Annotated in this window: 20 protein-coding genes, 1 CRISPR repeat array and 1 riboswitch (1 of these 22 running past the window's edge); of the genes, 12 read left to right on the plus strand and 8 right to left on the minus strand. The window is 45.6% G+C overall.

Features of this window, described 5'->3' with window-relative positions; genetic code table 11:
- Positions 1-16: 16 nt before the first annotated feature.
- Genes RW114_RS09070 through minC form a run of 4 tightly spaced genes read right to left on the minus strand, consistent with a single transcriptional unit; the run spans position 17 to position 2,079 of the window.
- Positions 17-214: a winged helix-turn-helix domain-containing protein gene (locus RW114_RS09070; protein WP_340122432.1), complete on the minus strand. Its 198-nt coding sequence runs from the start codon at positions 212-214 to the stop codon at positions 17-19.
- A gap of 29 nt (positions 215-243) precedes the next feature.
- Positions 244-510 carry a cell division topological specificity factor MinE gene (minE, locus tag RW114_RS09075; RefSeq protein WP_340122433.1) on the minus strand — a complete coding sequence of 89 codons (267 nt, stop codon included), beginning with the start codon at positions 508-510 and terminating at the stop codon, positions 244-246.
- The gene (gene minD, locus RW114_RS09080; RefSeq protein WP_340122434.1) at positions 510-1,319 is read right to left on the minus strand and encodes a septum site-determining protein MinD; all 810 of its coding nucleotides are present in this window, start codon (positions 1,317-1,319) and stop codon (positions 510-512) included. Before minD ends, minE begins: the two co-directional genes overlap by 1 nt.
- Before the next feature lie 28 nt (positions 1,320-1,347).
- Complete coding sequence (minC, locus tag RW114_RS09085) at positions 1,348-2,079, minus strand: septum site-determining protein MinC (RefSeq protein WP_340122435.1); 732 nt, start codon at positions 2,077-2,079, stop codon at positions 1,348-1,350.
- A gap of 336 nt (positions 2,080-2,415) precedes the next feature.
- Positions 2,416-2,533, plus strand: a riboswitch (TPP riboswitch).
- A gap of 29 nt (positions 2,534-2,562) precedes the next feature.
- Here minC and thiC point away from each other — a divergent pair.
- Positions 2,563-4,443: a phosphomethylpyrimidine synthase ThiC gene (thiC, locus tag RW114_RS09090; protein WP_340122436.1), complete on the plus strand. Its 1,881-nt coding sequence runs from the start codon at positions 2,563-2,565 to the stop codon at positions 4,441-4,443.
- Positions 4,444-4,625: 182 nt separating this feature from the next.
- Positions 4,626-5,069, plus strand: a complete 444-nt coding sequence (locus RW114_RS09095; RefSeq protein WP_340122437.1) for a universal stress protein — start codon at positions 4,626-4,628, stop codon at positions 5,067-5,069.
- A 33-nt stretch (positions 5,070-5,102) separates the two neighbouring features.
- Here the strand turns inward: RW114_RS09095 and mazG are convergent, their stop codons facing one another.
- From mazG to gcvH, 3 genes are all read right to left on the minus strand, one after another.
- A complete protein-coding gene (mazG, locus tag RW114_RS09100) occupies positions 5,103-5,906 on the minus strand; it encodes a nucleoside triphosphate pyrophosphohydrolase (RefSeq protein ID WP_340122438.1) in 804 nt (267 codons plus the stop codon).
- 260 nt (positions 5,907-6,166) lie between these two features.
- Positions 6,167-7,099: a carbohydrate kinase family protein gene (locus tag RW114_RS09105; RefSeq protein ID WP_340122439.1), complete on the minus strand. Its 933-nt coding sequence runs from the start codon at positions 7,097-7,099 to the stop codon at positions 6,167-6,169.
- 138 nt (positions 7,100-7,237) lie between these two features.
- Complete coding sequence (gene gcvH, locus RW114_RS09110) at positions 7,238-7,621, minus strand: glycine cleavage system protein GcvH (RefSeq protein WP_340122440.1); 384 nt, start codon at positions 7,619-7,621, stop codon at positions 7,238-7,240.
- 132 nt (positions 7,622-7,753) lie between these two features.
- Between gcvH and RW114_RS09115 the strand changes: the two genes are divergently transcribed.
- Positions 7,754-8,791 (plus strand): efflux RND transporter periplasmic adaptor subunit, encoded by a 1,038-nt coding sequence (locus RW114_RS09115; protein WP_340122441.1) that lies wholly within the window; start codon positions 7,754-7,756, stop codon positions 8,789-8,791.
- 216 nt (positions 8,792-9,007) lie between these two features.
- On the opposite strand, the gene RW114_RS09120 is transcribed toward RW114_RS09115, so the two are convergent.
- Positions 9,008-9,877 (minus strand): BrxR family helix-turn-helix transcriptional regulator, encoded by an 870-nt coding sequence (locus RW114_RS09120; protein WP_340122442.1) that lies wholly within the window; start codon positions 9,875-9,877, stop codon positions 9,008-9,010.
- Positions 9,878-10,191: 314 nt separating this feature from the next.
- Between RW114_RS09120 and cas3 the strand changes: the two genes are divergently transcribed.
- From cas3 to cas2, 9 genes are all read left to right on the plus strand, one after another.
- Complete coding sequence (gene cas3 / locus RW114_RS09125) at positions 10,192-12,654, plus strand: CRISPR-associated helicase Cas3' (protein ID WP_340122443.1); 2,463 nt, start codon at positions 10,192-10,194, stop codon at positions 12,652-12,654.
- Between the two features lie 17 nt (positions 12,655-12,671).
- A complete protein-coding gene (cas5c, locus tag RW114_RS09130; protein WP_340122444.1) occupies positions 12,672-13,385 on the plus strand; it encodes a type I-C CRISPR-associated protein Cas5c in 714 nt (237 codons plus the stop codon).
- Complete coding sequence (gene cas8c, locus RW114_RS09135; protein WP_340122445.1) at positions 13,382-15,355, plus strand: type I-C CRISPR-associated protein Cas8c/Csd1; 1,974 nt, start codon at positions 13,382-13,384, stop codon at positions 15,353-15,355. Before cas5c ends, cas8c begins: the two co-directional genes overlap by 4 nt.
- Positions 15,352-16,272 (plus strand): type I-C CRISPR-associated protein Cas7/Csd2, encoded by a 921-nt coding sequence (gene cas7c, locus RW114_RS09140; protein ID WP_340122446.1) that lies wholly within the window; start codon positions 15,352-15,354, stop codon positions 16,270-16,272. Before cas8c ends, cas7c begins: the two co-directional genes overlap by 4 nt.
- 85 nt (positions 16,273-16,357) lie before the next feature.
- Positions 16,358-16,591: a ribbon-helix-helix domain-containing protein gene (locus RW114_RS09145; RefSeq protein WP_340122447.1), complete on the plus strand. Its 234-nt coding sequence runs from the start codon at positions 16,358-16,360 to the stop codon at positions 16,589-16,591.
- Positions 16,575-16,931 carry a type II toxin-antitoxin system PemK/MazF family toxin gene (locus RW114_RS09150; RefSeq protein ID WP_340122448.1) on the plus strand — a complete coding sequence of 119 codons (357 nt, stop codon included), beginning with the start codon at positions 16,575-16,577 and terminating at the stop codon, positions 16,929-16,931. Before RW114_RS09145 ends, RW114_RS09150 begins: the two co-directional genes overlap by 17 nt.
- 95 nt (positions 16,932-17,026) lie before the next feature.
- Positions 17,027-17,650, plus strand: a complete 624-nt coding sequence (gene cas4, locus RW114_RS09155; RefSeq protein WP_340122449.1) for a CRISPR-associated protein Cas4 — start codon at positions 17,027-17,029, stop codon at positions 17,648-17,650.
- A 2-nt stretch (positions 17,651-17,652) separates the two neighbouring features.
- Entirely contained in the window at positions 17,653-18,687 is a 1,035-nt protein-coding gene (gene cas1c / locus RW114_RS09160; RefSeq protein WP_340122450.1) for a type I-C CRISPR-associated endonuclease Cas1c, read from the plus strand.
- A gap of 16 nt (positions 18,688-18,703) precedes the next feature.
- Positions 18,704-18,994, plus strand: coding sequence for a CRISPR-associated endonuclease Cas2 (gene cas2, locus RW114_RS09165; protein ID WP_340122451.1), 291 nt, complete (start codon positions 18,704-18,706; stop codon positions 18,992-18,994).
- Positions 18,995-19,169: 175 nt separating this feature from the next.
- Positions 19,170-19,520: direct repeats of the CRISPR family, unit length 32 nt; unit sequence GTCGCGCCCCGCGTGGGCGCGTGGATTGAAAC (it continues 3,490 nt past the right edge of the window).

A 19,520-nucleotide genomic window follows, 5' to 3' on the forward strand; every position in this document is an offset into this window, starting at 1 on the left:
CGTCTTAATGTCTGTTTTATTTTAACGATAGTGTTTCAGCGCGACCTATCATCTCAATGGACAGCTTGCCTTCCTTGCTCAGCCAACCTATGGCGCGTTGAACATCATTTCTATTGATGCCGGTTTCAGTGGTAACTTTATTAACGCTGGAAGGGCCGTTTTTCTCCAGATAGTTCCAGATTGCTCCGGCTGCATCGCCGATTATATTAGACATAGTGATCACCTTTAGTTTGAATGGTTGTGTTAAGAAGTCTTAGTTTGATGTTCAGGCAGCACGATATTTAATTCCAGTGTCTCCTGAGTGTCGTTTTGTTCAAAATTAACGGATATAGCATCTTGCTCTACGTTGATGTATTTTCGAATAACTTCCAGCAATTCTTTTTGCAATTGAGGAAGGTAAGAGGGTTGGTTTCTGGAGCTGCGCTCGTGAGCAACCAGAATTTGCAGTCGTTCCTTGGCAAGTGACGCCGAACTGGCTTTAGAGGTTCTGAAATAATCCAATAAACTCATTATTTACTCCCGAAAAACTTCCCAAACAGGCCTTTCTTCTCATCAATGAATCGATGTGGTTTATCTTCACCCAAGTAGCGAGCAACAATATCCGCATAAGCTTGGCCCGCGTCACTTTTTTCGTCAAGAATAACGGGGGTGCCGGAATTTGACGCATTGAGTACCGATTTTGATTCAGGGATAACGCCCAGTAAATGCAGCGATAAAATTTCCTGTACATCATCCACGCTCAACATCTCGCCTAATTTCACCCGATCCGGCGAGTAGCGTGATAACAGCAGGTATTCCCTGATGGGTTCTTCGTTTTGTTCGGCCCGGCGTGATTTGCTTGATAAAATACCTAGCATGCGATCAGAGTCCCTCACTGAAGAGACTTCAGGATTGGTTACGATAAAAGCGTCGTCGGCAAAATACATGGCCAAGTGAGCGCCTTTTTCAATGCCGGCAGGGGAATCGCAGACAATGTATTTAAAGTCTTTTTTGAGCTCGTCTAAAATTTTGCCTACACCTTCCTGGCTCAGGGCATCTTTATCCCGAGTTTGCGAGGCAGGCAGAATGTAAAGCAGATTGCAGTTTTTATCGCGTATCAATGCCTGGTTAAGGGTGGCTTCACCATTGATGACGTTGACAAAATCATAAACAACGCGGCGCTCGCAACCCATGATTAAATCCAGGTTACGTAGACCCACATCAAAATCGATGACCGCTGTTTTGTGACCTTTTTTTGCAAGCCCCATGGCTATGGCGGCGCTTGTGGTTGTTTTACCCACGCCGCCTTTACCCGATGTTACGACTATGATTCGTGCCACAAATTTTTCCTCCAAAGAGCAATATAAATTAAATATCTTTAATAACTAAAGTATGGTTTTGTAAATAGATCTGAACGTGCTGGTTGAGAACGACACCATCCAAATCTTCGCTGATCTTGTAATTTCCGGCAATCGAAATAAGCTCAGCCTGTAAATCGGAACAGAAAATACGTGCTTCCGTATTGCCTTGTACGCCTGCCAGAGCACGGCCTCTCAGCGAGCCGTAGACATGTATATTGCCTTCGGCCAGGATTTCTGCGCCGGCACTGACTTGGGCTAAAATGATCAAATCACCCGAGGCATAAATGCGTTGGCCGGATCGAACAGGGTGAGTGATCAGGGTGGTGGTTGCAGCAACGGCTTGTGACTCAGACTCAGGCTCAGAAACTTGTTGTTTCTGCGTTTCAGCAGATGTCGCAACGGTGTGACTGGAATGTACAGGAATCCCCAGTTTCAATGCCTGTTGATTCTGTTGTGCATCGCCGCCACGAATCCCTATCGGCAATAGGCCTAGCTTGCGGATGATTTTAGTGAGCTCGGTAACATCAATGTCGAGATCGTGTTTATGCAGCTCCTGCAAGTCAAATACGAGAGGCGAGTTTTTGAAAAACTCAGGAGCCAGATTAACTTTATCCTGTAATTGTTGCTCGATAGTCATAACATCATTACTGGCTAAAACCAAAACAGGCACAGAAAAAGTGCTGCTTTTAAATTCCAGTGCCGGTGAGTAATTGGTGTTCTGTTGAGAGTCTGTTGACATCCGTTAAATCTGGTTAGTCAGGAGTTATATTGATTCTAACATTGCTGGTAAAAAAAATCATTTTTACAGTGTTGATAGACAATTTCTTCTACTAGGTCGGAGCGCTTCTGAGATAGCGTTCGACTAAAAACCTTCCACGTAATTCTCTCCCCTGGATATTTCAATGAACCGATATCTTATCTTAATGGCAGTAGATGGACTGATGTTGACTATAAAGAAGGCCATTATAAATGGCATTTGTCATCAAAGCCATTTGTTTTATATGGTGTTTGTTGTTCCAATGAAGCGGTCTAAGCTTGCAATCTTCGGCATTATCCTTTAACTTAGGAAGACATCCGTAAAGGCTAGGGGTGCTTCCTTGTTTCCGTGTGCTACATGGGATAGGGAGGCTGAGAAAAACCCTTTGAACCTGACCCCGGTTAATACCGGCGTAGGAAAGCCCTGACTTCCCTGCGCCTTATTGTTTTGTTGTTGGAGATAAACATGAGCGCTGTCCTGAAAGAAGTTACGTCTACTGAATCCAGTAGCGTAAAGATCGATTCCTACCCCGCGTCAGAAAAAATATATGTTCAAGGCAGTCGCCCTGACATACAGGTTCCGATGCGTAAAATTACTTTATCAGATACCCCGGTGAATTTTGGCGCGGAAAATGGTGCAGAAAAAAATCCGCCGCTTTATGTTTACGATACCTCGGGTGTTTATACCGATCCCAATGTCGAAGTTGATTTAAAAAAAGGTCTGGGCGCTATTCGTTCAGCCTGGATTGCAGAGCGAAACGATACTGAAGAATTATCCGGCCCCAGTTCGGATTTTGGTCGTCAGCGTCTTGAAGATCCTGCTACCGCCGAACTACGTTTTGAGCATATCCGCAAACCGCGTAAAGCCAAAGCAGGGAAAAACGTATCGCAGATGTACTATGCAAGACAGGGCATTATCACGCCGGAGATGGAATATATCGCCATTCGTGAGAACCAAAAAATGGAAGAAATGCGCCATTTGTGGAAAGACCAGCATCCCGGCGATTCTTTCGGTGCATCAATTCCGGATACGATTACCCCTGAGTTTGTCCGTGACGAAGTCGCCAGAGGCAGGGCCATTATTCCGTGCAACATCAACCACCCAGAACTGGAGCCGATGATTATCGGCCGCAATTTCCTGGTTAAAATTAACGGTAATTTGGGCAACTCGGCGGTTACTTCGTCTATCGATGAAGAAGTTGAAAAAATGCTCTGGGGCATACGTTGGGGCGGCGATACCATCATGGATCTGTCCACCGGCAAAAATATCCACGAAACCCGCGAGTGGATACTGCGCAACTCGCCTGTGCCCATTGGCACCGTGCCTATCTATCAGGCTCTGGAAAAAGTCAACGGCAAAGCCGAAGACCTGACCTGGGAAATCTTCCGCGATACCTTGATCGAGCAAGCCGAGCAGGGCGTCGATTACTTTACTATCCATGCCGGGGTGCGCTTACACCATGTGCCATTAACTGCAAAACGCATGACCGGCATCGTTTCCCGTGGCGGCTCGATCATGGCGAAATGGTGTCTGGCACATCACACCGAAAGCTTTTTGTACACGCATTTTGAAGACATCTGCGAAATCATGAAAGCCTACGATGTGTCTTTTTCATTAGGCGATGGCCTGCGTCCCGGTTCAATTTACGATGCCAATGACGCCGCGCAATTCGGCGAATTGGAAACGCTGGGCGAACTGACTAAAATAGCCTGGAAACACGACGTGCAAACCATGATAGAAGGCCCGGGTCACGTGCCGTTGCACATGATCAAAGTCAACATGGAAAAACAGCTGGAAGAATGCGGCGAAGCGCCTTTCTACACCTTAGGGCCGCTGACGACCGATATTGCGCCCGGTTACGACCATATTACCTCGGCGATAGGTGCGGCCAATATCGGCTGGTATGGTTGCGCGATGCTCTGTTACGTCACCCAAAAAGAACATTTGGGCTTGCCGAACAAGCAGGATGTCCGCGAAGGGATTGTGACTTATAAAATCGCCGCCCATGCTGCCGATCTGGCTAAAGGTCATCCCGGTGCACAAGCGCGTGACAACGCGATGTCCAAGGCACGTTTTGAATTCCGCTGGGAAGACCAATTCAATATCGGTCTTGACCCTGAAAAAGCCCGCGAATTTCATGACGAAACCTTGCCTAAAGATTCCGCCAAAGTCGCGCATTTTTGCTCGATGTGCGGTCCGCATTTCTGCTCGATGAAAATCAGTCAGGATGTGCGCGACTATGCGAAAGCCAAAGGGATTGCCGAGGAAGAAGCTTTAAAACTGGGTATGGATGAAAAATCCAAGCAGTTTCTTGATGAAGGTGCTGATATTTATCATAAGGTGTAAAAAACCGCAATTTGTCCACGAAAAGCACAAAAGACACGAAATACACCAAAATAAATCAATGCGTTAGGTTTATTTAGCTATTTACCATTTTAGTGCTGGCCTACAGCTTGGTGTCCTTTTGAAAATTTTCGTGCTTTTCGTGTCTTTCGTGGACGAAACGAATCTGAAACAAGGCAAAAACAATGGGCGCTTATCAACACATTTTACTGGCTGTGGATTATTCTGAACATGGCGCTACGGTCGCTCGAAGAGCAAAGGACTTGGCCGAAAAATATCAGGCCAAATTGAGTCTTATTCATGTGCTGGATAATATTCCGATGCCGGATACCGGTTATGGAACGGTGATTCCTTTAACCGAAGATTCAGGCTACGAACTGCTCGAAGCGGAGAAAGCCAAGTTAATGCAAATTGGCGATCAGCTGGGTGTAGCTCAGGCCAACCGCTGGATGGTCTGGGGCGGACCTAAACAGGAGATTGTCCAGCTTGCCGAGCGGGAGCAGGTTGATTTAATCGTTGTCGGGTCTCATGGTCGGCATGGCCTGTCGTTATTACTGGGTTCAACGGCAAATAGCGTCCTGCATTACGCCAAGTGTGATGTGATGGCGGTTCGATTGCAGGATGGTTAGTTAGCTTTTTCAGATAGGCAAGCGAGACAGGGTTTATGGTTTGTTTTTTAAGGCTTGTTTTGCCTGGTTCCACAAAACATCCAGTTCAGCCAGTTCGCAATCTTTCAGGTTCAGTCCCGACGCTTCAACCTGTTGCTCTATGTGTTGAAAGCGTCTGGAGAATTTTTTAGTGCTTTCCCTGAGCGCGACTTCGGCATTGACGTTTAAATGCCGGGCCAAATTAACAACGACCAGCAACAAGTCGCCGATTTCTTCCTGAATATGCGCCTGATCACCGGATTCCCAGGCTTCTTTAACCTCATCCAGCTCCTCCATCACCTTATCAAAAACCGGCAACACATCCGGCCAGTCAAAGCCGTGATGTGCGGCGCGATCCTGTATTTTTTCACACTCAATCAATGCCGGAAGATTGCGGGCGACACCCGATAAAACACTCTCCTGTTCAGCGGTTTTATTTTTCTTCAGCCGCTCCATGGCTTTTTCCTGCTCCCAGGCCTGATGACGTTCTTCATCAGTGTTGAAAACAGCATCGGAAAAAACATGCGGATGCCGGCGTACCAGTTTGTCGCAAATGCCTGCCGAAACCTGCTCGAAATTGAACAGTCCCCGTTCTTCGGCGATCTGCGAATGGAACACGACCTGCAACAGCAGGTCGCCTAATTCTGAACGCAAATCGTCATAGTCATTGCGCTCAATCGCATCGACGACTTCGTAGGCTTCTTCGATCAGGTAAGGAATCAAACTGGTGAAATCCTGCTTGACGTCCCAGGCACAGCCTTCTTCAGGGTGGCGCAGGCGCGCCATGATGTCTAAGAGGTTTTGAGTGTGTTTTAGCATGAAGTGCTCTTTGTAATTCAGACTAAATGGTAGTCATAAGTCTTTTAAATCGGATTAACCACGAAGGCACACAATATCAGTAAGTAACCTAAGAACGGCGATTTATCCACGAAAAACACGAAATAAATCAATTAAAGCATTCACCCTTTGGGTAATGATCTACAGATTAGTATCTCTTTAAATATTTTCGTGCTTTTTGTGTCGCCTAGAGGCGCCTACTTTTGGTTTTCGCGGACTAACTGTTTTTTTAGGATTAACGATTAAAGCGAAGAGCCAAAATTATCGTGGTATCGCTGCTTGAAACTATCCATATCGAATGCATGATTCTGGGTGCCGTTATGTTCGATTTTAATGGCGCCCATCAATGAGGCGACTCTGCCGGTAATTTCCCAACCCAGTTCATTCATCAGGCCGTATAAAAGTCCGGCACGATAGGCATCGCCGCAACCGGTCGGGTCAAGTATCGCTTTGGGTTTTGCCGCAGGAATGGTAATGCACTCGCCGTGGGTGTATATCTGGGAACCCTTGCCGCCCAAAGTAATGATCAGCGCGTCAACCCGTTCAGCCATTTGTTCCAGCGACAAGCCGGTACGTTCCTGCATTAACGCGGATTCATAATCGTTCAAGGTCACCCAGGTGGCCTGATCGATAAACTTGAGCAGCTCCTCGCCATTAAACATCGGCATGCCCTGGCCGGGATCGAAAATAAACGGTATATCCAGTTCCGCGAATTGCTCGGCATGCAATTGCATACCTTCCTTGCCGTCGGGCGATACGATGCCGATGCTGATTTGTCGGTCAGTCGGCACTGAATTCAAATGCGACGAATTCATCGCGCCCGGATGGAATGCGGTAATCTGATTGGCTTCCTCATCGGTGGTGATATAGGCTTGGCCGGTATAATGATTATCCAGAATCTGAATGAATTCGCTGGATAACTGGTTTTGAGCCAGCCATTGGGCATACGGTTCAAAATCATGGCCGACGGTTGCCATAATTAACGGCTCTTCATTGAGTAGTTTCAGATTGTAGGCAATGTTACCCGCACAACCGCCGAATTCGCGTCGCATGACCGGCACCAGGAATGATACATTCAGAATATGGATTTTTTCCGGCAAAATGTGATGTTTGAATTTATCATGAAAAACCATGATGGTATCGTAAGCCATAGACCCACATATTAATGCACTCATTGTGTTCCTTTTTATCGTCAGGGATGGTGTGTATGCCGCAAGACTGCCGGGAGCAAGCGCGGCTAAAATAAAAGTTATCAAGATACAAGGTGAAAAGACTATTGTTTGGCATCTTTCGCCTTGTACCCTTAGTCTAAATCATTGCTCAATCATTTGCTGATAAGCATCCGCGTTCATCAATGCGTCCAGTTCGGTCAGGTTATTTGCCTTGATGCAAAACAGCCAGGTGCCATAAGCGTCATCATTGACCCGCTCAGGTTCATCCGCCACGGCTTCGTTGACAGCGACCACTTCGCCGCTAATCGGGCTGAATAAATCGGATGCCGTTTTAACCGATTCGACTACGGCACATTGCTCTTTTGCCATGACTTTACGGCCCAGTTCCGGCAACTCAATAAAAACCAAATCGCCCAATTCTTCCTGCGCAAAATCGGTTATGCCGATGCGAACGATGTTATCGTCTTCCACCTGCACCCATTCGTGGGTCATTGCGTACTTCAAGTTATCCGGTAGGTCGCTCATGATAATGTCTCAATAGTGATAGTTACTTTGTTTTCAAGGATAACGTGCAATTTTTTAAAAACAACAAAAAAATGCATTTAAGAACGGAAATCTTATAACATGTTTCAATCCACACACCCTTTTACTGTCCACATGAATGTTCTTTCAATAGCCTGTATTTTTTTACTCAGTATTACCTTAGTTTTTGCCGATGATGACGATAAGCCGGTTGTCAAGCGACAGGGTTCCGCAGAGCCGGGAACACTTTTCCTGTCCAATCAAGCCCAGTCGTTATCGGGTTTGCAAACGATAACACTCGGCCCTGTCAGCCATCATGCTGAATTTACTGCTTACGGCAGAGCGGTCAATTTACAGCCGCTGATTGAATTGCGACACCGGTATTTGCTCGCGTTAACCGAGCGCGGCGGCGCGGCGGCAAGATTTAAGCAGGCCGAGCAGAACATCAAGCGCCAGCAGGACTTGTATCGTGAGGGCGCAACATCGAAGCGCAACATGCAAGTTCAGCAAGCACAATGGCAAAGCGATAAAGCCCAGGTTGATGCAAGCGCTGTTCAAAGCGAGGCTATCGTAGATGAAGCCCGGCTCAATTGGGGCGGAAAACTTACCGAATGGGCGTTATCTACGGATTCCGATAAATTGAGCGCTTTTTTATCCGGCAAACAAACGCTGCTGCAAATTACCTTGCCGGTTAATAAACAACTGGCCAACGACATTCAGAGCATTTACGTTGAAGCCTCGGGAAACCGCAGTGCGGCCAGCAAAGCCGAACTGATTTCGGCGGCTCCGCAAACCGATGCCACCGCGCAAGGCGAAAGCTATTTCTTCCAAACTGATGGTCGCCGCAACTGCTCCGGGCAGTCTTGCGGCATACACACCAACCCTATCAGAACCGGCATGCGCGTTGCGGCCTGGATACCAGAACAAGGTGAAAACCGCTCCGGCGTCGTTATCCCCAAATCCGCTTTAGTCTGGCACCTGGATCAGGCCTTCGTTTACATTAAAACCGCTGAACAACAGTTCAGCCGCCGTGCTGTAGATCAGTATTCAGCAACGACCGGCGGTTATTTTGTCGGCAACGGCATCAATGCCGGCGAGCAACTGGTTGTCACCGGAGGGCAAATGCTGTTATCGGAAGAGTTTAGAGGGCAAATTCCGGATGAGGATGATTAAACTTAAAAACCGCAGTTAGTCCACGAAAAGCACGAAAGACACGAAAGAAATCAGTATGTTGTATTACGCAGTCATTCACCCTTTGGGTGACGATCTACAACTGGGTATCTCTTTGAATATTTTCGTGCTTTTTGTGTTTTTCGTGGATCAAATGATTTTTCTAGGTTAAACGACTTGAGAAGATCCTATAAAACAGTGTCGTACCCCATAGACACCTTAAAACACCCAATATTGTTCCAACTCATCCCGGTTCAACAGCACAATCTGCTGAACCATAGCCTCCCGTGTCAGATCGTCACGGTTGATACGCATAACCCGTAAAAAATAAGGCACCAAAGCCGCCCTGACCTGATGTTCCAAAATCCCCGCTGTCATACCATAATCAAACTCGACCGCCTGTTTTTGCGTAGCGCTCAAACCGGGATGCGCTCCGATCCGAACGCCGACAAATTCATGCCACGCCGTATCCTCAGAAGCATCGATCTCCGCAGAATAACTAAGTTCAGCCGATAACATCCGCGCCAGCACAAAATCCCGAAACTCATGATGCGTATAACTAAAAGCCCGCACATGCCAGCGCAAACCGTCAAACACCAGGGCATGGGGACACAGCCGATGCAGGGCCGGTTCCGGGCGGGACATCGATTGATAGCGCACCTGCACCTCCCTGCCGGCAACAATCGCCTGATTGACCGCCTGCAAAACAGCCGCATTGACTTGCCTGAACACCGGTTCAAGCACCTCAACCTCCGGCAGATTTTTCACCAGCGTCACCACCGCGCTGCCGGCCCGATCTTGCCGAACCTTTAAAACCTGCAAAAACTCCCCGGCCGTGCCGGTCATAAATCCCGGCTTAAAGGGTTCGTCAACCACATAACGTTTCAAAAATTTATCGTAGCGAATATTGCCGGGGCATAAAGACTGATACAGCGTGAAATCCTTGGACGCCTGCACCCGGCTGATGCCGAAACCATCCATCAGCACATTGGTAAAAAACTCGCCGCTCCAAAACACAGTCGCTTCCAGCAACGTTAAGCGCTGACGCTGTTCCCATTTTATAGGCGGTTGCAAAAGATTATTTATCATGTTATGTTTATATAAAGTTTATTTATGCATTGTAACTTAGGTGTCATATTATAGCTGGAGTTTAGTATCTATGAAATGTTCCTGGCTTGTACAGCGCCTTGAGTTGATTAAGCGACAATTTCATCTGCTGGTTCCCAAGCTCCAGCTTGGGAACCCTATTTGGAAGCTCCAGCTTCCAGAAGTACGCGACGCCGAAACTTCGGATGCCGCATTCCTAAGTTGGAGCTTGGGAACGAGCAAAGGGGAAATACCTATATTTGTCATTTAGTAGGCGTCTTGTGTAGCATTCAGATAATCTAGTGGAAAAGAAACCGATGATAAAAAACCAAGCAAACACACTGTACACCGCCCACGTCCGATCATCAGATAAAGCTATTCAAACGGTAGCAGAGCATTTACAGGAAGTTGCTGCGATTACCAAAAAATTAGCTGCCAAAATCAATGTCCCTGAAGCAGGCGAGTTGATAGGGCTTTTGCATGATTTTGGTAAATACAGTAAATCTTTTCAGGATTATATTCAGTCTGGTACGGGATTAATTGACTCCGATAGTGAAGACTTCGTTAATGCCGGTGCGCTAAAAGGCAAAATAGATCATTCCACCGCAGGCGCTCAATGGGTATGGCAAGCACTGAGTAAATACGGCAAGAATGGCGAAGGCAAGTTATGCGGCCAAATACTGGCGCTGTGTATTGCCTCGCATCACAGCGGCTTGATTGATTGTTTAACACAGGATGGCATCAATGGTTTCGGAAAGCGCATGGACAAAGAGGATGAAAAGTCCAATCTGTCCGAATGCAAACAAAATGCAGGCGAGATAGATGCTGATATTTTAGAGCAAGCCCGAAAACTGGCCGACAAGCCGTTAATGTTAGCCATGCTCAAGCAAATAAGCTTACTCAGGCAAAAGGAACAGCATGGACAAACAATATCTGAAGCGGTTAAGCATTTTTATATTGGTTTTTGGACACGGTTTTTATTCAGCTGTCTGATTGACGCAGATCGTATTAACAGTGCTGATTTTGAAATTCCGAAAAATGCGGCTTATCGAAATAAAGCCGTGTCATGGGATATTGCCATTAATCGACTGGAGTTGTTTTTAACCGAGCAACAAGTCAACAACACGCCGATTAACGCCATACGCAACACGATTTCTGACATCTGTAAAGATCGAGCGCAGGATGCACAAGGTATTTATACTCTGACTGTGCCTACCGGAGGCGGGAAGACTTATGCCAGCCTTCGTTATGCACTGCATCATGCAAAAATACATGGCTTAGAGCGAATTATTTATATCATCCCCTACACCTCAATTATTGAACAAAATGCCGACGCCATCCGCAAGGTAGTTGAACAGGAAGGCGACGAATATCCTTGGGTACTTGAGCATCACTCGAATTTAGAACCCGAAAACCAAACCTGGCATAGCAAATTAGCGGCTGAAAATTGGGATGCTCCGATAGTGCTGACCACGATGGTGCAGTTTTTAGAAACGCTATTCAGTGGCGGTACACGTGGTGTGCGCCGCCTGCATCAACTGGCCAACAGCGTCATCATTTTTGATGAAATTCAAACCTTACCCATTAACTGTACACATCTATTTTGTAACGCACTTAACTTTTTAAGTGCATACACAAAAACCACGGCGGTGTTATGTACGGCTACCCAACCTTTGCTGGATCAATTAAAGGCCCAAGAGAAAGGACAACTGCTGATACCTAAAGAAAATGAATTAATAGCGGATGTCAGACAATTATTCGACCAATTAAAGCGCGTCGAAATCAGCAATAAAACCAAAGCTGAAGGCTGGTCGTTGGATGAAATAGCGACGTTGGCCTTGTCCGAATATGATGGCAAGGGCAATTGCCTGGTTATCGTCAACACCAAAGCCTGGGCGCAAGCGCTGTATATGCAATGCTCGAAAACAGTTGATGCAGACAGTTTGTTTCATTTAAGCACCAACCAATGTTCCGCACACCGTAATGAACTTTTTCACAGAATGCGGGAACGCTTGGATGCAAAGCTGCCGGTGTTATGTTTCAGTACCCAATTGATTGAAGCCGGTGTCGATATTGATTTTTCCAGTGTGATCCGTTTTCTGGCGGGATTGGATTCGATAGCGCAAGCGGCAGGACGGTGTAATAGAAATGGCCGTTTAGAAACGGCCATTGTACATGTTGTAAATCCGGCGAAAGAAACCATAGACCAACTCATCGACATCAAAGTAGGGCGTGAAAGAACCAAGCGCGTATTCAGCGAGGTTGATGGTAAAGCTTTGCTAGATCCGGAAGTCATGGCGCTTTATTTTAAATACTATTTTTATGAGCGAGCGGAAGATATGACTTATAAATTGGATGCAAAAATAGCTGGAAGAGATGACTCGCTATTGAATTTGCTTAGTGAGAATTCAAAAAACATTGGCAGAAATACGCCTCTGGACTTAAAGCAATCGTTTATGACTGCCGGTAATGCATTTAAAGCTATAGACGCACCAACCTATTCAGTGATTGTGCCGTATGGGCAGGGTAAAGAATTGATTATCGAACTCTGCGGACTTGCCAAAAAGTTCGAGGCAGCTCGGTACTACGTTTGTTTAAAGCAAGCGCAAAAATTTAGCGTTAACGTGTTTCCTAATGTGTGGAGAAAGTTACTTGATCAACAAGCAGTCATCGAAATTCATCCAGGTGAAGGTGTGTACTGCCTGGATGAACGCTATTACAGTAAAGAATTTGGTTTGTCTACTGAGGTTGTTAGTAAATTCGATTTTCTCGATTTATAAAATAAAGGAGAGCATTTGTGAGAAACAGCATTAGTTTTCGATTATGGGGCAGGTATGCCTTATTTACCGATCCCATAACCAAAGTGGGAGGTGAAAAATGTTCATATCATCTGCCGACCTATGAGGCGATCAAAGGTGTACTCAAGTCCATTTATTGGAAGCCAACGCTGATATGGCACGTCGATAAAGTTAGAGTCATGAAACCTTTGCGTACCCAAACCAAAGGTACTAAGCCGATAGTTTTCGGTGGTGGTAAAAAACTAAATGAATTGTCCATTTATACCTTTTTACGTGATGTTGAATACCAAGTGCAGGCGCATTTTGAATGGAACGAACATCGCCCCGAACTGGCAGGAGACCGCATTGACGGCAAGCATTACAACATTCTGAAACGTACCCTGGAAAAAGGCGGCAGGCAGGATATTTTTTTAGGCACCCGCGATTGTCAGGGTTATGTGGAACCCTGTGATTTCGGCGAAGACGACGGCTTTTACGACACAACGCCCGAATTGGCCTTTGGCCTGATGTTTCATAGCTTTGCCTACCCGGATGAAACCGGCGCTGACGGACTGCACAGCCAATTTTGGCAGGCAACGCTTAAGAACGGGATTTTGGAATTCCCGCGCCCTGAAGAATGTTCGATCAGCCGTTTTGTCCGTCCCATGACCGTAAAAGAATTCGGTATCGGTTCCAACTTGCAGGCCGTTGCCGATGAAGAGGCGTTGTTATGAGCTGGATGGAAAAGCTTTATCAGGCTTATGATCAAGGATTTAGTTTAGATACAGCAAGACCCTGGCCTATATCGCATTTTGTTAAGACAGCGCATATTGAGGTTGTTATCGATAGCAATGGAAATATAAAAAATGACAGGATTACTTTGTTATCCGGCGAGGATTCTTTAACACTTATACCGGCAACAGAGGCTTCTGCTGGACGAGCAGGGGCAAAAATTGCCCCACATCCGCTTTGCGACGAATTAGGTTATTGTGCTTCCGATTTTCCAGATGTAATACAAGCCAGAAGTGACGCGTATTTAAACCAGCTAGAAGAATGGTGCTTATCAGAATATACACATCCCAAAATTCTAGCTATTTTTAAATATCTCGAAAAACGAAGTTTATGGCAGGACTTAAACCAAGTAATAGAGTTTCCAGTAACTTTTACAAATAGAAGAGGGCTAAAAACAAAAATTTCTGCTGAAAAGGTTTTTGTACGATGGAAAGTTGAAGAAGCCGGAAATCCTTGTTCTGGCACCTGGGAAGATAATGATTTAATTGATAAGTGGATTGAGTTTGATAAGTTTAAAAATTCAGAAATAGGGCTTTGTTTTATAACGGGTGAAAAAGTTCGTTTAATAGAAAACCACTCCAGATTTATTAGAAACTCTGGCGATGGTGCCAAGTTAATTTCATCGAACGACAGCAGTGGTTATACCTATCGCGGTAAGTTTTTTAACAACACTGAAGCTTGCAGCATCGGTTTTGACGTTTCACAAAAAGCGCACAATGCTTTACGTTGGTTAATTTCACGCCAAGGTTTTAGAAATGGCGATAAAAATCAACAAGTTTTTATATCGTGGGCAGTGTCAGGCAAGCCAATTCCGAAGCCTTGGCAAGATACTTTGTCACTATTCGATAGTGATGAGTTTAATTTTGATGAAATAGAACAAAACTTAGAATCTGATCAGAATCCACCTTTAGATCACAGTATTGACTTAGGACAGTCATTTGCTTTGAAGCTTAAAAAATACATGTCCGGTTATTTCGCCGAATTAAACCCCACTGAGCAAATTATCATTATGGGCATTGATTCTGCAACCCCCGGTCGCATGAGCATAATCTACTACCGCGAGCTGTTTAGTCATGATTTTCTTAACCATATTAAAAAGTGGCATGAAGATTTTGCTTGGCAACAAAACTATGGATGGAACAGCAAAGCGGTTAAAAAAATTGAATTCGAGGGAGCACCATCACCCAAAGATATAAGTGAGGTCGCCTATGGATACCGCGATGATAAAGGCACTCTGCAAATTGATGATAAATTGCAGAAAGCTACAGTAGAACGCTTACTTCCCTGCATTATTGATGCGTTACCGATTCCCCGCGATTTAGTGGAGTTAACATTTCGCAGGGCCTGTAACAGAATAGGCATGAAAAAAAGAAATTATAAGGGAATGTCGTTTGAAGACGATTGGGAAAAAACGCTAGGCATTGCCTGTGCGCTCTTCAAAGGCTATTACCTAAGACATCCAATAGAACTAAGGACTTACCAGATGACATTAGAAAAAAACAGAACCACACGAGATTACTTGTATGGTCGCCTTTTGGCGATTGCCGATTATCTTGAACACCAAGCACTGCATCTAGCTGATGAAAACCGAGACACCAACGCTGCAAAATTGATGCAGCGCTTCGCAGATCATCCCTATTCAACTTGGAGAAGTATTGAACTCTCACTAAACCCTTATCAAACTAGGTTACGGTCAAAGAACCTAAAACTATTAGGGTACTTAGAAAAGACACTTGATGAAGTCTATTGCTTATTTAACGAAGAAGAATTTATCGACGACAAAAAACTTTCTGGTGAATTCCTGCTAGGGTTTCACTGCCAACGCCAATCATTATGGAATAAACCAGAAAAATCCAAAAAAGAAAATCCCGAAGCCACCGACGAAACCCCATCACAAGGAGACTCAGAATGAGTGCATTAAGTCACAAAATAGATTTTGCAATTATCTTCAGCGTAAAACATGCTAACCCCAATGGCGATCCGTTGAATGGCAATCGACCCCGTACCGACTACGACGGCTTTGGTGAAGTTACCGATGTTTGCTTAAAACGTAAAATACGAGACCGTTTACAAACGGCAGGTTCATCTATTTTTGTGCAATCAGACGAGAAAAAAACCGATGGTATGCCGAGCCTTAAACACAGAGCAGAGGCAGAAGCTCCTATTGGTCTTGGCAAAAATGCCTTTAAGCCAAGCGCGGAAAACACTAAAGATAAAATTGCTAAAAGGGCATGTGAGCAATGGCTGGATGTACGCAGTTTTGGTCAAGTCTTCGCGTTTGGCAAAGAAGCCGATGCCGCCGGTGTTTCCATTGCGATTAGAGGCCCGGTGACCATTCAATCCGCCTTTAGTGTAGAGCCTGTCAGCATCACCAGCACCCAAATTACTAAAAGTGTGAATGGCGAAGGCGATGGCACTAAAAAAGGTTCGGATACCATGGGCATGAAACACCGCGTGGACAGCGCCATTTACGTGGCTTATGGTGCTATGACACCGCAATTGGCCGATAAAACCGGCTTTAGTGATGCTGATGCCGACAGCATCAAGGCCATTTTACCCAAACTGTTTGAAGGTGATGAATCTTCAGCGAGGCCCGCAGGTTCAATGGCAGTTAAAAAAGTCATCTGGTGGCAGCACAACTCAAAAGCAGGGCAATATTCTTCGGCTAACGTACATGATTTATTATTGAAATTGATAGACTCTTGGAAAGAAGATAACAACGAGGATAAAAACTTATTAAACCAAATAGATAATTTGAAGCCTGATTCTGAAAGCTCTAAAAAATTAGAAATTGGCAATTTGAAGCCTGAAATTATTGATGGATTTTAAAGTTGGGTTTATTGTGTAAAGTCGTAGGTTGGGTTAGCGATAGCGTAACCCAACAATTGCCTATCACATAATTAAGGTGAGTAACATGCAAACGATTACCTTTACAACCGATGATAATGTCAGTCAGTTATTACAGGACATTGCCAAAGAGAATAATAAACCGACCGGTGAAATTATTGCTGAATCGTTACGTTATTATGCAGAAATGCTACAAAGAAAAAAGCTACGCCAGCAAATCAAATACGCGTCTAGCTTAGTGGCTAACCAAAGCTTGGAAATCAATCAATCCTTAGCAGCGAGTAATGCAGATGGGCTTTAAGCGGGGTGATGTGCATTTAGTTAATTTCAATCCCTCAAAAGGCACGGAAGCGGGAAAAATTCGCCCGGCGCTTATATTGCAATGCAATGATTTAAACGAGGTAGGCCACCCCAGCACTGTTGTTTTACCGCTGACTACACAGGTTCATGCAAATGCTCAGCCCTTGCGCTTCAACCTTGCCGCACGTGAGGCGCTAAACAAATCATCCGATGTCATGATTGACCAAGTCCGCGCGATAGATAATCAGCGCATCACCTCAGAGCCGTTGACGTCGCTTTCTGAAGGGGAAATGGCGACGATTGAGCGGTATATGAAAATCATTTTAGGTTTTGAGCAATGAGTCCATTAATAGTACCCAATCGCGAAAAACCCAAAACATTCATATGAAATATCTGTTGGATATTCCGATAATTAATCCCTGGTTTGATTAGGCACATGGAACCAGAACCCATCTACCTGTCACGCCTGCAACATTATCTTTTTTGCCCACGGCAATTTGCCTTGATTGAACTGGAAGACATCTGGACAGAAAACCAGTTCACCGCCGAAGGGCAGGTGTTGCATCAACGGGTGAATCAGGCCGATCAGCAAAAACGCGGCTCAATTCGAACCGTGTGGGCGTTGCGTTTAGCCAATGTAGAACTGGGCATTGAAGGCGTTGCCGACGTGGTTGAATACCATAAACAAGCGGATGGGACAGAAATACCCTATCCGATTGAATATAAACGCGGCAAGCCCAAGACGCACCGTGCCGATGAGGTGCAACTCTGCGCCCAGGCGCTCTGTTTGGAAGAAATGCACGGCGTATCTGTACCTGAGGGCGCGTTGTTCTATGGCGAAGTTCGCCGCCGGCATCCGGTCATTTTTGATGCCGAATTACGCGACTTAACCGCACAAACCATTCTAGCCTGCCGAACGATTGTGCAAACCAAAACCACACCCAAAGCCATCTACAAGTCGAAAAAATGCAACGCTTGCTCGTTGATCGACCAATGTCATCCCAAAGGTTTTAAAAAATCGGCTGCCGCATGGTTGGCTGAACAGCTCAATGAGGATTAAACATGCGTCCATTACGCAACGTCATTTATATTCAAACGCAAAATTCCTGGCTGCATAAAGACAATGACAACCTGGTGTTAAAAGTCGACAGCGAAACCAAAGCCCGCGTGCCCATCCACAAATTGCAAGGCTTGGTATGCTTCGGGCAAGTGACAGTTTCGTCATACCTGATGGCGCACTGTGCGGAAAATGGCATTACCATTACCTTTTTAAACATGTTTGGTAAGTATCTGGCGCGGATAGAAGGCCCGGTGAGCGGCAATGTGTTGTTACGCAGAACGCAGCATCTGACGGGGCATAATGTGGAAAAAAGCGTTGCCATTGCTCAAACCATGTTGACGGGAAAGCTGTATAACCAGCGCTATGTGATCAGGCGATATTTACGTGATCATGGTGATAACATCAGCGATGATGGTATACGCGCAGAATTGCAAACCGCTGAAAAACGCCTGACCCGCTGTTTAGCTCAGCTAGCTGATTGCAAAGGCATAGATACATTGATGGGGCGCGAAGGCGAAGCGGCGCAAGTGTACTTTGGCGTGTTTAAGCATTTGATCCGACAAACTGATTTTGAGCTTGATACCCGAAGACGTAGGCCGCCGACTGATCCTGTTAACGCGTTATTATCATTCTGCTACACCCTGCTGACGCATGATTGCCGTTCTGCGTTGGAAACCACCGGGCTTGATCCGGCGAGTGGTTTTTTACATCAATTACGTAGCGGTAGGCCATCATTGGCACTGGATTTGGCAGAAGAATTTAGGCCCATGGTTGACCGATTCGTGTTGTCGTTAATTAACAAGCGGCAACTGGTCATTAAGGATTTTGAGACGTGGCCCAATGGCTCAGTCACGTTGAAGGATGAACCCCGTAGAACATTGTTGGCAGCATGGCAAGATCGTAAACAGGACACCTTAATGCACCCGTGGTTTGAAGAAACAGTGCCGGTGGGTTTACTGCCGTGGTTGCAAGCACAAGTGTTAGCGCGATTTTTACGGGGCGATTGTGATAGCTATGTGCCGTTTTTGTGGAAATAAACCATGAGTAGTTAAGATGATGATTTTAGTGACCTACGATGTTAGTTTTAAAAATGATACCGGGCCAAAACGCCTGCGCAGAATGGCTAAATTATGCCTTGTGTATGGGCAGCGAGTGCAGTATTCGGTATTTGAAATTGAAGTTGATATGGCGCAATGGACGAAATTAAAAAGTGATTTAATAGCCGTTATGGATGAATCTTTGGATAGTTTACGGTTTTATTATTTGGGTAATAATTGGGAGCGTCGTATTGAACATATTGGAGCCAAAACAGTATTAGATTTAAACGGCTTGTTATTACTCTAGTGCGAACCACAAGCTAACATAAAAATATCAAGATTCCGCATCTACGTTAATAGATTGATTTTTTTGATTTTTTATTTGATTGGTAAATAATTTATAATGCTTTTTGCAGATGATTTGATTGATTCGCAAGTTATTGGTTTTTCGGCCATTAAATTCAATTAGTTAAGCATCCGCTGTCGCGCCCCGCGTGGGCGCGTGGATTGAAACGGTGATTAATGCCATTTAAATAACTCTACTCGCGTCGCGCCCCGCGTGGGCGCGTGGATTGAAACAACCCCAAACAACTCATGAATATCCATGTCGAAGTCGCGCCCCGCGTGGGCGCGTGGATTGAAACGCGGTATCACGGTCGGCTCTGTTGTTTCAATGGCGTCGCGCCCCGCGTGGGCGCGTGGATTGAAACGTTTAGTTATCGTGGTCAACACGGTTATTTATAGTCGCGCCCCGCGTGGGCGCGTGGATTGAAACGTCAATTCGCGCTTGCTCGTCGACTTTAGCTTGTCGCGCCCCGCGTGGGCGCGTGGAT

Origin of the sequence: Methylobacter svalbardensis (assembly GCF_037671525.1) — a bacterium.
GTDB classification, from domain to species: domain Bacteria; phylum Pseudomonadota; class Gammaproteobacteria; order Methylococcales; family Methylomonadaceae; genus Methylobacter_A; species Methylobacter_A svalbardensis.